Below are 12,460 nucleotides of genomic sequence, written 5' to 3' on the forward strand. Positions count from 1 at the left end.
GGTAGGCTGGGCGGATGCTGGAGCCAGTCCCCACCGAGCGCCCGCCCGCTGCGGACGTCCTGTACCTCGTCGGCACGAGCGGTCACCCGAACTTCGGCGACGAGTTCATCGCCGCCTCGTGGCTGCGCTTCCTCGCCCGCGCCCGGCCCGGCGCCGAGGTGTGGCTCGACTGCCCCCACCCGGGGCTGGCGTCCCACCTGTTCGACGGACTGCACCCGGGTCTGCGGACCACCGACACCCTGTGGCGGCTCGCCTTCGAGACGACCGGCATGGACCCGGCCGCGGCGGACGCCCACGTGGACCGGGTGGTGACGCACCTGGGGTCCCCGCGCTACGACCTCGGCCTGCTCGGCGCCCGGCGCGCGAGTTCCGTGCACTTCCTCGGGGGCGGGTACCTGAACTCCATCTGGCCGCACCACGCGCGCCTGCTCCGGGCGGCGCTGCGGCTGCGCGAGGTCTCCGGGGCGCGGCTGGCCGCCACCGGCCTGGGCCTGGCCCCCGCCACCGACGCCGAGGGCCTGCGCGCCGCGCTCGGCGCCTTCGACCACGCCACGGTCCGTGACGCGCCCAGCGCCCAGCTCGCCCGCGCCGACCGCGCCCCCGACGACGCCTTCCTCGGCCTGCCCGGCCTCGCGGGCTTCACCGGCGCGCCCGCCGAGGGGACGGACGACGGCGACGTGTGGGTGTGCCTGCAGAGCGACATGACCGAGCCCGGGATCCTCGACGGCGCCGTCGCCGCCGTGCGGGCCGCGCTGACGGGTCCGGCACTGGCGGGCCGGACCGTGCGCTACCTCGAGGCGATCCCCGGCGCGGACCGCGCGGCCTTCGACCGGCTCGCCGACCTCGTCCCCGAGGAGAACTTCGTGCCGTTCACGCGGCTCTGGCAGGAGGGCTTCCCGGCCCGGCCGGGTCAGACGTGGATCACCTCGCGGTTCCACTTCCACCTGCTCGCCGCCGCGTGCGGCGCGGAGGGCACCGCGCTGGAGGTCAGCCCCGACTACTACCGCGTCAAGCACCAGTCGCTGCTCGAGGCCGGCACGGGGTGGTCCGTCACGCCCACCGGCGGCACGGAGCCGTACGCGCCCGCCCGGTCGCACGCCTTCCCCGCCACGGCCGCGCGGCTGCACCGCACCAAGCTGCGGGAGGCGGAGGAGCTGTACCCGGCGGCAGCGGCCCCCGAGGACGACCCCGCCGGGACGGAGCCCCGCACCCGGCCGGGACGGACGGTGGCGCGCTTCCTGCGCCGCTGAGCGCCCGCCCTCCCAGGGCACCGGGCCCCGGCCGGTCGCGGGACCGGCCGGGGCCCGGTCAGGGGTCCCGCGGGAGCTCAGGCGTCGGCCGGGGCGTGGCGCTGGTCGGCGCGCCAGCGGATCCCGGCGTCGACGAAGCCGTCGATCGCGCCGTCGAAGATCGCGGAGGGGTTGCCCTCCTCGTGGTTGGTCCGCAGGTCCTTGACCATCTGGTACGGGTTCAGGACGTAGGAGCGCATCTGGTCGCCCCAGGACGCCTTGACGTCCCCGGCCAGCTCCTTCTTCTTGGCGCTCTCCTCCTCCTGGCGCTGCAGGAGCAGCCGCGACTGGAGCACGCGCAGCGCGGCGGCGCGGTTCTGGATCTGGGACTTCTCGTTCTGCATGGACACGACGATGCCCGTGGGGATGTGGGTCATCCGCACGGCGGAGTCCGTGGTGTTCACGGACTGCCCGCCGGGGCCCGAGGAGCGGAAGACGTCCACCTTGATCTCGGACTCGGGGATCTCGATCGAGTCGTCCTGCTCGATGAGCGGGATGACCTCCACCGCCGCGAACGAGGTCTGGCGCCGCCCCTGGTTGTCGAAGGGGGAGATGCGGACGAGCCGGTGGGTGCCGGCCTCGACGGACAGGGTGCCGAAGGCGTAGGGGGCCTTGACCTCGAAGGTCGCGGACTTCAGGCCCGCCTCCTCCGCGTAGGAGGTGTCCAGGACGGTGGTCGGGTAGCCGTGGCGCTCCGCCCAGCGCAGGTACATGCGCATGAGCATCTCGGCGAAGTCGGCGGCGTCCACGCCGCCGGCGCCGGAGCGGATGGTCACCACGGCCTCGCGCTCGTCGTACTCGCCCGAGAGCAGGGTCTGGACCTCCAGCCGGGAGAGCGCCTTCTTGACCGCGGCGAGCTCCTCCACGGCGAGCTCCAGGGTCTCCGCGTCGTCCTCCTCGGCGGCCAGCTGCACCATGACCTCGATGTCGTCGATGCGGCCGCCGAGCTTCTCGAGCCGCTCGAGGTCGGACTGCTTGTGGGAGAGCTTGGAGGTGATCTTCTGCGCCGCGGCCTGGTCGTCCCACAGGTCCGGGGCGGTCGCCTGCTGCGAGAGCTCGGCAATGTCCCGCTTGATGGCGTCGACGTCGCTCACGGCCTCGATGGACGCGAACGTGGAACGGAGGGCGGAGATCTCTGCCGGGAAGTCAAGGGAGGCCATGGAAGCCAAGATTATCCCATGGGGGCAAATCGCCCCGGCCCGGCCCGGCGCCCCTCTGGCAGGATGGTGCCGAGAGGAAGGAAGCACGATGCGCATCCCTCGCACGCTGGCCCTGGTCCTCGCCGGCGGGAAGGGCTCCCGGCTCGGCGCCCTGACCGAGAAGAAGGTCAAGCCCGCCCTGCCCGTGGCGGGCACCTACCGGCTCATCGACGTCGCCCTGTCCAACCTCGTGCACTCCCACCTCTCGGACGTGTGGGTCGTCGAGCAGTTCCTTCCGCACAGCCTCAACCAGCACCTGGCCAACGGGCGCCCCTGGGACCTCGACCGCACCCACGGCGGGCTCCAGGTCCTGCCCCCGTACCAGGGCACCGAGGGCGAGGGCTTCGCCGAGGGCAACGCGGACTCGCTCTACCGGCAGAAGGACCTGATCCGCGACTTCGCCCCGGACCTGGTCCTGGTGCTCAGCGCCGACCACCTGTACACGCTGAACTTCCTCGACGTGATCGACACCCACCTCGAGCGGGGCGCCGACCTGACCGTGGTCACCACGCTCGTCGACGAGGACCCCTCCCGCTACGGCGTGGTGCAGGCCGACGACGGCGGCCGCGTCACCGGCTTCGACTACAAGCCGGACGAGCCCCGGGGGCGGCTGGTCGCGGCCGAGATGTTCCTCTACGACGCGGAGAAGCTGCTGGAGGCCCTGGACCTCGTGCACGAGCAGGAGGGCGGGCTCGAGGACTACGGCAACGACCTGGTCCCGTGGTTCGTGGCGCACCGCACGGTGGTGGAGCACCGCCTGGACGGGTACTGGATGGACCTGGGCACCCTGCAGTCCTACTGGACCGCCCACATGCAGATGCTCGACGGCGACGGCGTGGCCCTGGACGACCCCGGCTGGCCGATCCTCTCGGCCCAGCCGCAGCGGGTGCCCGCCCGGATCGCCGGCAGCGCCGAGCTGCGCGGGTCGATGGTCGCCGCGGGCGCGATGGTGCGCGGCGCCGTGGAGCACTCGGTGCTCGGCCCCGGCGTCGTCGTCGAGGAGGGCGCCACGGTGCGCAGCTCGGTGCTGCTGGACGGCGTCCGGGTGGGAGCCGGGGTGACCCTCGAGAACGTCCTCGCCGACACGGGAGCCGACATCTCCGCGGGTGCGCACGGCGCCGCGGGCGCCGTGACCCTGATCGACGGCACGGGCGCCGTGGCGGCCACCGAGGAGTTCGACCGCGGGGCGGTCCTGCCCCGCGGTCACTGAGCCCTCCGCGGACCGGTCCCGCCGGGGCGGGACCCGCCCGGGACGGGACCGCCCGGACGGATCGTGTCCGGGCGGGACGCTAGTGGGCGTGGCGGTAGGGCTGCGGCTCGGGCAGGCCGGCGCGGGCACGCACCCGCCGGCCGAGGCGCTCGATGGAGGTCAGCGCCGCGGCGACGTCGTCCGCCCGCACGGTGAAGGGCATGCTGTGGATGGTCTCGCTCTCCACGGTGGCGGCCCGCGCCACGGCCCGGATCTCCTCGGTGTCCTCCGCGCGCAGCCCGATCTCCGTGAGGGTGGTCGGCAGCCCGACCCGGGTGGTGAACTCGATGAAGTCCACGATCTCCGAGCTCGGGGCGCCCTCCAGCACGAGCTGGGTGATGGAGCCGATGTTGACCTTCTGCCCGTGGGCCAGGCCGTGGGTCTGCGGCGCCGCGGTCAGTCCGTTGTGGACGGCGTGGGCCGCCGCCAGTCCGCCGGACTCGAAGCCGAGCCCGGAGAGCAGGGTGTTGGCCTCGATGACCTTCTCCAATGCCGGGGTCACGACGTGGTCCCGGGCTGCATCCATCGCCACGAGGGCGTTGTCCCACAGGACGTCCCAGCTCAGCCGGGCCAGGGCGGTGCCCGTGAGGGTGGCCGTGCCCCCGGCCATGGTCAGCGACCCCGAGGCGGCGGTGGCCCTGGCCTCCAGCCAGGTGGCCAGGGCGTCGCCGACGCCCGCCGCCAGGAAGGTCGCCGGCGCGTTGGCCACCAGCTGGGAGTCGACGAGGACGAGGTCGGGGTTGCGGGGGAAGAACCGGTACTCCTCGAAGACGCCCTCGTCGGTGTAGACGACCGCCAGCGCCGAGGTCGGCGCGTCGGTGGAGGCGACGGTGGGGACGCTGACCCACCGGATCCCGGCGAGGAACCCGGAGGCCTTGACCGCGTCGATGGTGCTGCCGCCGCCCACGGCCACGGCCACGTCGGCCCCCGCCGCGCGGATGACCGCCGTGAGCCGGTCGATCTCCCCGGCCGAGGGGATGCCGTTGAAGGCCTCGCGCGTGGTCGCCATGCCGGCCCGCGCCAGGGACGCCTCCACGTCGTGGCCCACGAACCCCCAGACGACGTCGTCGGCCACCACCAGGGGTGTCTGCCCGACGGCGGCGAGATACTCTCCCAGGCGGGCGATGGCGCCCGGTCCCTGGACGTAGCGTCCTGGGCTGATGACGGAGCGGACGGGAGCGTCCATGGCCTTCTCCTTCGACGACGGGGCCGGCAGGTCGTTCCCCCCGCCGTCCGGGATGATCTCCCGGGTGCCCGCCAGCATAGGAACGTCCCCGCGGCCGGCACCAGGGACGTTCTCGCCGGCTGAGAAACCGGGGACGCGTCGCCGTCGCCTCCCGCCGTCCGGGCCGGGCCGCGCCCCGGTCCTCACCGCGTGGTCATCACCCGGTAGTGCTCCTCCACCTGCTTCCCGGGCAGCTCCTTGGTGTAGACCGCCACCTTGCCGACGGCCCCGTCGAAGAACGACCTCAGGTCCCGGGTGCCGACGCGGAACGGCGCGCTGCCGCGCCGGGGCACGACGACCGTGCCGTCGTGCTCCAGGTCGTCCTGGTCCATGCGCTGCCCGTTGCGGTAGATCTTCGTGTAGCCGTTCGGATAGTTCCCGCCCTTGTCCTTGGCGTTGATGACGAGCACGTAGTGGATCCACTCCCCCTTGCGCACCGGCACCTGGAAGTAGGACCCCGGCCCCTCCCCTCCGGAGGGGTTGAACGCGTAGCCGGAGATGCGGTTGGGCCGGTTCTCGGAGTTGCTCTTCGAGTACATCCGCGCCACGTACTCGTGGTTCCTCGGCGCGCCCTTGCCCATCCAGTGCACGTACCCCGAGCCCTCCTGGGACCGGAAGTCCAGCGCGTCGGGGCGCATCCACGCCTCGACGGTGAGCACGCCGCGCGTGCCCGCGCTGACGGCGGCGGCGTCGGACACCTGGAGGTACTGGCCGGTGCCGTCGAAGTCCGCGGCCGTGTCGCCGTTGGGCAGGGTCGCCCGCTTCGGCTTGCCGTGGTAGCTGCCGTGGAGCCTGCCCACCAGGTCCTTCTCCGTGCCCGCACCGGGGCTGCGCATGGCCCAGTACGCGGCGGGTCCGTCCTTCCGGACGGTGTCGTCGTAGGAGAGCGGGCGGGCCGCGCTCCGCGGGACGTCCCCGGGATCGTCCCGGGCGGCCGACGGCGGAAGCCCTGCGATGCCCAGCGCCAGCGCGAGCAGCAGCGTCAGCACGCCCTGCACCGGCGTGCTCCACCGCCCCCGCGCGCGAACAGTGCTCATGTCGAGACCTCGATGTGGTGTCGGACGGGACCGCCCGCACCGGTTGCCCCCGTGGTGCGCGTCCCGCTCACTGCGGTGCCGGCCGTGCGGCCGCACCGGACGTCGTCGCGACACCTCCTCCCCACCAGGACCGATGCACTCCCGAGGACCGGTCCGGAGGAACATCCCCTCGGCACCAGCGTGCGCCGCCGCGCCCGGGCGGTCAATGAGATCGCGCCGAACAGCACCCGAACGGTGACCATCTCCGTCGCCCGGTCCGGGGCCGGCCCTGACGTCTGCGAGCGCCGTGCCTCCCGCACCGGCCGAGCCGCCCCCGGAGCGGCCGCGCGGGTCAGCGGAACCGGGTGGGCCGCGTCATCGGCCCAGTCGCGCGCGGGCCTCGCTCGTGGCGGTGATCGGGATGCCGTCGGGCACCAGGAGGTTGACCACCGGCGGGTGCACGACGGCGGCCAGGGTCACCTCGGCGGTCCGCCCGTCCGGGCTCCCGGTGGGTGCGGCCAGGGCCAGGCCCGGCGTTCCCGCCCAGGCGCTGACGGTGTCGAGGTAGGCGGTCGCCGCCCCTGCCACGGCGTCGTCGTCCAGGACCGTGACGGGCGGGGCGCCGCCCGTCCCCGGCTCCAGCGCCACGAACGTGTCGGCCGCGGCGAGCGCGGCGTTGTCGGCCAGCACCTGCAGCTTGCGCTCCCCCACGTAGACCGCGGTGACCCCCATGACCACGACCGTGAGCAGGAGCAGCACGACCGCGAAGCCGATGACCAGGATCGTCACCTGCCCGTCGTCCCGGTCCTCGCCCCGGGCGTGGTCCCGGTTCTGGTCCCGGCTCCCGTCCCGGCGCGGGCCGGGTCCGGCGGTCCGCCCGCTCATCCGTAGCGGCCGATCACGACCGTGGCCGAGGACGTCAGCACGGCCACGTCCAGGTCGGTGAACCCGGGCACCAGCGGCAGCGGGACCTCCAGGGTGGCGTGCACCGTGGCCACCGCACCGGGCTCCGCGCACGCCCCGTCGGAGCACTCGAGGCGGAGCGCCAGCCGGTCGGGGGCGAAGCCCTGGTCCGCGGCCGCCAGCCGCGCCGCCGCGGTCAGCCCGGTGTCCGAGAGCGCACCGGGCTCGGCCCGGGCCAGCACCTGGGACGCCTGCTGCGCGGCGGCCACCACTCCGAAGGCCCCGGCCTGGACCTGGGCCACCGCGAGCACGAAGTAGACCACGGGGACGAGCAGCAGCGTGCCCAGCGCCACGAACTCCACGACCGCGCTGCCCTCGTCACCGCCCGCAGTCCTCCCGAGCACATCGGGCGGCCCGGCCGCACAGGCCGTCCCGGTCGCTCCGATCGCGCCGGTCGCTCCGGTCGAGGCGGGCGAGGCGGTCGAAGCAGCCGTAGCCGTCGATGCCGCTGCTCCGCTGGAGGCAGGAGCTTCAATCCCCGAGGACGGCATGGCCGCGCACCTCCAGGGAGTCGGGCGGACCGAACAGCGCCACCACGGGCAGGGGCGAGACCACCGTGATCTCCAGGGTCCGCAGCTCGCCCACCGCCGCGGTGGTCGCGACGACGTCCTGGGCGTACCGGGGGCCGAGGGCGCCGGAGACGATCCGGCGGGTCCGCTCGACCCCGTCCTCGGGCGACCGGTCGGCCAGGGTGCCGTACCGGGCGCCCGCCGCGGCGGCGTCGATCAGCGTGTTGCGCACGTGCAGGGCCAGGGCCAGTTGCAGCGTGGCGGCGAAGATCATCGCCACGAGGCCGGCCACCATGACGTACTCGACCACCGCACTGCCCCGGTCCGTCCCCGGGGGCCCGGCGCCCGGCCGGGCGCGCTCCTCGTCCATCCTCAGTTCTGGCTCACGCGCGCCATCGCGTCCTGGAAGAGCCCCTCCAGGGCCGGCTGCGCCACCAGCAGCAGACCGGCCACGAGCACCGCGGACATCAGGGTCAGCATCACCCAGCCGGGGACGTCCCCGCGGTCCGGATCATCGGCGGCGAGCCGCTCGCGCAGCGCGGCGAGGGTCAGGGTGAGGACGCCGAGCAGGGCGGCGAACCGGTGGAGGTGTGTCATGGGGTGTGTCCTTTCCTGGAGGGCTGCCGGTTCCCGGCCGCCCGGATGAGAGGTCAGAAGCCGAGCTCCAGCACGGCGATCCCGGGGAACACGGCGAACACGACCGTCAGCGGCAGCACGCAGAACACGAGGGGCACCATCATGGCGATCTCCTTGCGCCCGGCGGCCTCCATCAGCTCGCGCTTGTCGTTGTCCCGCACGTCCTGGGCCTGGGCCCGCAGCACGTCCGCCAGGGGCGTGCCGCGCTCGATGGCCACGACGATGCCGTCCACGAACCGCCCGATGGGCGCCACCGGGGTGCGCGCGGAGAAGTCCTGGAGGGCGTGCACGAGTCCGGCGCCGGACCGCGTCTGTGCGAGCACCGCGCGGAACTCCGCGGTGAGCTCTCCCTCCGCGACCCGGCACACCCGCTCGAGCGAACCCACCGCGCTCTCCCCCGCGCCCACCGACAGCGCCATCAGCTCGGCGACGGCGGGGAACTCGGCCAGCATCCGGGCCTCGCGGAGCCGGATCCGCCGGCTCAGCAGGTGCCCGCGCAGCAGGTGCCCGGCGGCCGTGGCCGCGCCCACGGCCAGCAGCACCCCGCCGGGACCCGTGCCCCAGCGCGCCTCGGCGGCCACGCCGAGCAGGACGCCGAGCAGCAGGCCCCCCGTCGCGCACAGGAGCTGCTCGGCGCGGAAGTCCGCCGCCGTGGTGCTGACGCCCGCCCGGACCAGGCGTCCCTCCAGGGCCGCCGACGGGGCGGCGTGCCGGAACACGCGGTGGGCCAGCCCGCGCACGACCGGGTCCAGCCCCGCTGCGGTCCGGCCGGGTGTCCGGGCGGAGCGGCGCCCGGGGCGGGCGAGCAGCGCCGACTCGACCTCCACTGAGCGCAGCTGCGGGGCGATCCGGGTCGCGAAGGACGGCCGGCCGGTGACCCGGGCGCCGGTGAGCACCAGCCACAGCCCGGCGGCGTGCACCAGGCCGAGGAGCACCAGCAGGGCGGGGGTAGCACTCACCGCAGCACCCGCTCGGGCTCGGGCAGGGCGCCGATCCGCAGCATGAGGCGGTAGGCGATCGTGGAGACGAGCAGCCCGCCGATCAGCACCAGGGCGCCGGCCGGGGTGTCGTAGGCCCGGATCGCGGCGGGCTGGGTGGCCATCAGCGCCAGCACGATCCACGGTGCGGCCACCGCCAGCCGGGCGGCGTTGACCGTCCAGGACTGCCGGGCCTCCAGCTCTCCGCGGGTGCGGGTGTTCTCCCGCAGGAACTCGGACAGCGTGCCGAGCAGCCGGCCGAGGTCGGTCCCGCCCACCTCCCGGGTCACCCGCAGGGCCTCGACGATGTTGTCGGCCACGGGGTCGGCCAGCCGGTCCTTGAGCAGGGTGAGCGCGCCCTGCAGCTGCCCCGAGGCGCGGTAGTCGGCGGCGAACCGGGCGAAGGCCGGGCGCACCGGCTCGGGTCCGCGGTACTGCAGCTGGATCAGCGCCTCGGGCAGGGACATCCCGGCCCGGATCGCCGAGCGCAGGTGGTCGACCACGTCGGGCCACACCTCGCGCAGGGCGGCCGCCCGGTGCCGGGCCCGGTGCTGGACCACCGCCAGGGGAACCCAACCGCCCAGGACGGCGGCGCACAGGCCGAGCACCGCCGCGCCGGTGACCGCGGCGACGAGCAGTCCGCTCAGCGTCCCGGCCGCGGCGCAGGCGGCCAGCAGTCCCGCCGGACCGACCCGGGCCAGGTCCGCGCGCAGCAGCAGCTCTCGCAGCCGGCCGGGCCGGCGCGGGCCGGCCGCGCGCGGCGCCTCCTCGGCCCAGCAGGACCACCAGAGCAGGAACACGCCCGCCCCCAGCAGCACGCCCAGCGCCGCGCTCACCGCGCTGCTCCGACCGGGCCGTCGTCCGCCAGCAGCTCGCTCACCCGGTGTCCGGCCCGCTCGAACTTCCACGCCGCCGGCGCCTCGGCGGCCACTGCCAGCAGGGCGCCGTCCGTCTCGGCGAAGACCGGGTACGTCTCGATCACGCCGTTCTCGACCCGGTTGCCGATCGCGAGGATCTCGCTCACCCGGCGGCGGCCGTGCCGGTCCCGGTGGCAGTGCACCACGAGGTCGAAGCACGAGGCCACCGTGGGCACCACGAACCCGGAGCTGATGTTCTCCCCCGCCAGCAGCGGCAGGGTGCAGATCTTGGTCACGGCGTCCCGGGCGGAGTTGGCGTGCAGGCTGCACATCCCCGGGAGTCCGCTGTTGAGCGCGATGAGCATGTCCAGGCTCTCCGCCTCCCGGACCTCCCCGACCACGAGCCGGTCCGGGCGCATCCGCAGCGCCTCCTTGACGAGCCGGCGCAGGGGGATCTCGCCCGTGCCCTCGAGATTGGGCTGACGGCACTGCATCCCCACGACGTCGCGCAGCGGGACCTGCAGCTCGAAGATCTCCTCGACCGTCACCACCCGCTCCCGGGGGCCGATCGAGGCGCACAGACAGTTCAGCAGCGTGGTCTTGCCCGCCTGCGTGGCGCCGGAGACGAGGATGTTGAGCCCGCTGGCCACGGCCGCGTCGAGGAAGCGCGCGGCGCGCGGCGGCAGCGCACCCAGCTCCACGAGGTCGTCCAGGCGCCGGGCCCGGGCCACGAACTTGCGGATGTTCACGGCCCAGTGCCGGCGCGTCACGTCCGGGATCACCACGTGCAGCCGGGACCCGTCCGGCAGCGCCGCGTCCACGAACGGGGAGGACAGGTCCAGGCGACGGCCCGAGGACTTGAGCATCCGCTCCACCAGGTTGCGGATCTGGGCCTCGGTCAGCACGAGGCTCGTCAGCTCGGACTCCCCGCCGCGGGCGGCGTAGACCTCCGCGGGGCCGTTGATCCAGATCTCCTCGATCCGCGGGTCGTCGAGCAGCGGCTGCAACGGGCCGAACCCGGCGACCAGGTCCAGCAGCACCCGCCGGGCGGCGTCCAGGTCCGCGAGGGCCGGCAGCACCCCGCGCGCCGAGCGCTGGTCGTAGTCGCGCACCGCGGCGTCCACCAGCTCCCGGGTCCGCTCCAGCTCGAGCACCGGGTCCAGGCCGCGGCGCCGGATGAGCTCGCGCACCTCGGCCTCGACCAGCCCGAGCGCGTCCCCGGAGAGCAGTGCCGTCATCCGTCCCCCTGCGCGTTCCCCGGCGCGGGATCCGCGTCGGCGGCGCTCCCCCCGGAGCGCATGCACAGGAACATAGGCCGAACCGGCGTCGTCCCCACAACCCCCGTCCGGGCTCCTGTGGACAGCCGTCGCTGACCTGCGACGTTGTTCCCGTCCGGAAACACATGAAGTGTCACAGGATGCGGGCGCATGGAAACAGGTCGGCGGGGGCCACGTCCCGAAAGGGCGTGCAGGCCGGGCCGCCGGGCCGTAGGGTGGCGGGCGAACACGCTCCCCCCGGGCGTCCGCGTCACGGCACCACCCGTGCCGCACGCACTGCCCCCGATCGCAAGGACCGCCGTGACCCACGTGACCACCGAGCAGGGCGGCACACGCCCCGACGTCGCCGCTCGTCTCCGGGCGCTGCTCCGCGCGGGCGTCCCCTTCGCCGGGAACCTGCTCACGAGCGCGGCCGGAGCGGCCCTCGGCCGGCACCTGGTGGACCCGTCGCCGGTCCCGAGGGCAGCCGTGCCCCGGGACTGGCCGCCCGTCTTCGCGCACCGGGGCGGCGCCGAGGTCGCCCCGGAGAACACCCTCGAGGCGTTCCGGGCCGCCGCCGCCCTCGGGGACGTGGTGCTGGAGCTCGACGTGCAGGCCTCCGCCGACGGCACGGCCGTGCTGATGCACGACCTCACGGTGGACCGCACGACGGACGGGACCGGCGCCGTCGCGCTGATGTCCGCCGCGGAGCTCCAGCGCCTGGACGCCGGGCACGCGTTCACCCTCGACGGCGGGACCTTCCCGTGGCGGGGGCGCGGGGTGCACGTCCCGACGCTCGCGGAGGTCTACGAGGCGTTCCCCGAGCACCGCGTGGCGATCGAGCTCAAGGGCAACCGTCCCGGCGCCGAGGAGATCGTCTGGCGGGCCGTCCGGGCGGCGGGTGCCCAGGAGCGCACGCTCGTCGCGACGAACCGCACCGCCTCGATCCGGCGGTTCCGCCAGGTCTCGGGCGGGGCGGTCCCCACGGCGGCCTCCCCCACGGAGTTCGCGGCCTTCCGGCTGCTGTGCCTGCTGGGCCGGCACCAGCACCACACGCTCCCGTTCCAGGGCCTGCAGCCGCCGGACTCGCTCCTGGGACTGCGCGTGCTCACGCCCGGACTCGTGCGCAGCGCCCAGCAGGCGGGTCTGCGGGTGGACGTCTGGACCATCGACCGGGAGGACGACATGCGCCGCCTGCTGGGGTGGCGGGTGGACGGCGTCATGACGGACCGGCCGGATCTGCTGTCCCGGGTGCTCCGGGAGGCCTGATCCGCGCCGGGACCG

13 protein-coding genes are annotated in these 12,460 nt (G+C 74.6%); 3 read left to right on the top strand and 10 right to left on the bottom strand.

Features of this window, described 5'->3' with window-relative positions; genetic code table 11:
• Positions 1-14 precede the first annotated feature (14 nt).
• Complete coding sequence (locus CK505_RS07010) at positions 15-1,250, top strand: polysaccharide pyruvyl transferase family protein (protein WP_095650609.1); 1,236 nt, start codon at positions 15-17, stop codon at positions 1,248-1,250.
• Between the two features lie 77 nt (positions 1,251-1,327).
• Here CK505_RS07010 and prfB read toward each other — a convergent pair whose 3' ends face one another.
• Positions 1,328-2,449, bottom strand: coding sequence for a peptide chain release factor 2 (prfB, locus tag CK505_RS07015; protein ID WP_017833658.1), 1,122 nt, complete (start codon positions 2,447-2,449; stop codon positions 1,328-1,330).
• Positions 2,450-2,537: 88 nt separating this feature from the next.
• On the opposite strand from prfB, the gene CK505_RS07020 reads away from it, so the two are divergent.
• Entirely contained in the window at positions 2,538-3,698 is a 1,161-nt protein-coding gene (locus CK505_RS07020) for a glucose-1-phosphate adenylyltransferase family protein (RefSeq protein WP_095650610.1), read from the top strand.
• A 79-nt stretch (positions 3,699-3,777) separates the two neighbouring features.
• On the opposite strand, the gene CK505_RS07025 is transcribed toward CK505_RS07020, so the two are convergent.
• From CK505_RS07025 to CK505_RS07065, 9 genes are all read right to left on the bottom strand, one after another.
• A complete protein-coding gene (locus CK505_RS07025; protein ID WP_081994412.1) occupies positions 3,778-5,001 on the bottom strand; it encodes a glycerol dehydrogenase in 1,224 nt (407 codons plus the stop codon).
• Positions 5,002-5,105: 104 nt separating this feature from the next.
• Positions 5,106-5,999, bottom strand: coding sequence for a LamG domain-containing protein (locus CK505_RS07030; RefSeq protein WP_255250902.1), 894 nt, complete (start codon positions 5,997-5,999; stop codon positions 5,106-5,108).
• Between the two features lie 354 nt (positions 6,000-6,353).
• The gene (locus tag CK505_RS07035) at positions 6,354-6,863 is read right to left on the bottom strand and encodes a pilus assembly protein TadG-related protein (RefSeq protein WP_017833654.1); all 510 of its coding nucleotides are present in this window, start codon (positions 6,861-6,863) and stop codon (positions 6,354-6,356) included.
• Positions 6,860-7,243, bottom strand: coding sequence for a hypothetical protein (locus CK505_RS07040; RefSeq protein ID WP_017833653.1), 384 nt, complete (start codon positions 7,241-7,243; stop codon positions 6,860-6,862). The genes CK505_RS07035 and CK505_RS07040 overlap by 4 nt, the downstream gene beginning before the upstream one ends.
• Before the next feature lie 169 nt (positions 7,244-7,412).
• The gene (locus tag CK505_RS07045) at positions 7,413-7,820 is read right to left on the bottom strand and encodes a TadE/TadG family type IV pilus assembly protein (protein WP_017833652.1); all 408 of its coding nucleotides are present in this window, start codon (positions 7,818-7,820) and stop codon (positions 7,413-7,415) included.
• A gap of 2 nt (positions 7,821-7,822) precedes the next feature.
• A complete protein-coding gene (locus CK505_RS07050) occupies positions 7,823-8,047 on the bottom strand; it encodes a hypothetical protein (RefSeq protein ID WP_017833651.1) in 225 nt (74 codons plus the stop codon).
• 53 nt (positions 8,048-8,100) lie between these two features.
• A complete protein-coding gene (locus tag CK505_RS07055) occupies positions 8,101-9,045 on the bottom strand; it encodes a type II secretion system F family protein (RefSeq protein WP_095650612.1) in 945 nt (314 codons plus the stop codon).
• Positions 9,042-9,899: a type II secretion system F family protein gene (locus CK505_RS07060; RefSeq protein WP_017833649.1), complete on the bottom strand. Its 858-nt coding sequence runs from the start codon at positions 9,897-9,899 to the stop codon at positions 9,042-9,044. The genes CK505_RS07055 and CK505_RS07060 overlap by 4 nt, the downstream gene beginning before the upstream one ends.
• Complete coding sequence (locus tag CK505_RS07065; protein ID WP_095650613.1) at positions 9,896-11,158, bottom strand: CpaF family protein; 1,263 nt, start codon at positions 11,156-11,158, stop codon at positions 9,896-9,898. The genes CK505_RS07060 and CK505_RS07065 overlap by 4 nt, the downstream gene beginning before the upstream one ends.
• A 339-nt stretch (positions 11,159-11,497) precedes the next feature.
• Here CK505_RS07065 and CK505_RS07070 point away from each other — a divergent pair, with 339 nt between their 5' ends.
• Positions 11,498-12,445: a glycerophosphodiester phosphodiesterase gene (locus tag CK505_RS07070; protein WP_176475299.1), complete on the top strand. Its 948-nt coding sequence runs from the start codon at positions 11,498-11,500 to the stop codon at positions 12,443-12,445.
• Positions 12,446-12,460 lie beyond the last annotated feature (15 nt).

It is taken from the genome of Kocuria sp. WN036 (genome assembly GCF_002287015.1).
Classification (GTDB): domain Bacteria; phylum Actinomycetota; class Actinomycetes; order Actinomycetales; family Micrococcaceae; genus Kocuria; species Kocuria rosea.

Bases quoted from the DNA above. Each gene is read 5' to 3' on its own strand.
- CK505_RS07010 (WP_095650609.1), top strand. From the start codon at position 15: ATGCTGGAGCCAGTCCCCACCGAGCGCCCGCCCGCTGCGGACGTCCTG.
- prfB (WP_017833658.1), bottom strand. From the start codon at position 2,449: ATGGCCTCCCTTGACTTCCCGGCAGAGATCTCCGCCCTCCGTTCCACG.
- CK505_RS07020 (WP_095650610.1), top strand. From the start codon at position 2,538: ATGCGCATCCCTCGCACGCTGGCCCTGGTCCTCGCCGGCGGGAAGGGC.
- CK505_RS07025 (WP_081994412.1), bottom strand. From the start codon at position 5,001: ATGCTGGCGGGCACCCGGGAGATCATCCCGGACGGCGGGGGGAACGAC.
- CK505_RS07030 (WP_255250902.1), bottom strand. From the start codon at position 5,999: ATGAGCACTGTTCGCGCGCGGGGGCGGTGGAGCACGCCGGTGCAGGGC.
- CK505_RS07035 (WP_017833654.1), bottom strand. From the start codon at position 6,863: ATGAGCGGGCGGACCGCCGGACCCGGCCCGCGCCGGGACGGGAGCCGG.
- CK505_RS07045 (WP_017833652.1), bottom strand. From the start codon at position 7,820: ATGGACGAGGAGCGCGCCCGGCCGGGCGCCGGGCCCCCGGGGACGGAC.
- CK505_RS07050 (WP_017833651.1), bottom strand. From the start codon at position 8,047: ATGACACACCTCCACCGGTTCGCCGCCCTGCTCGGCGTCCTCACCCTG.
- CK505_RS07065 (WP_095650613.1), bottom strand. From the start codon at position 11,158: ATGACGGCACTGCTCTCCGGGGACGCGCTCGGGCTGGTCGAGGCCGAG.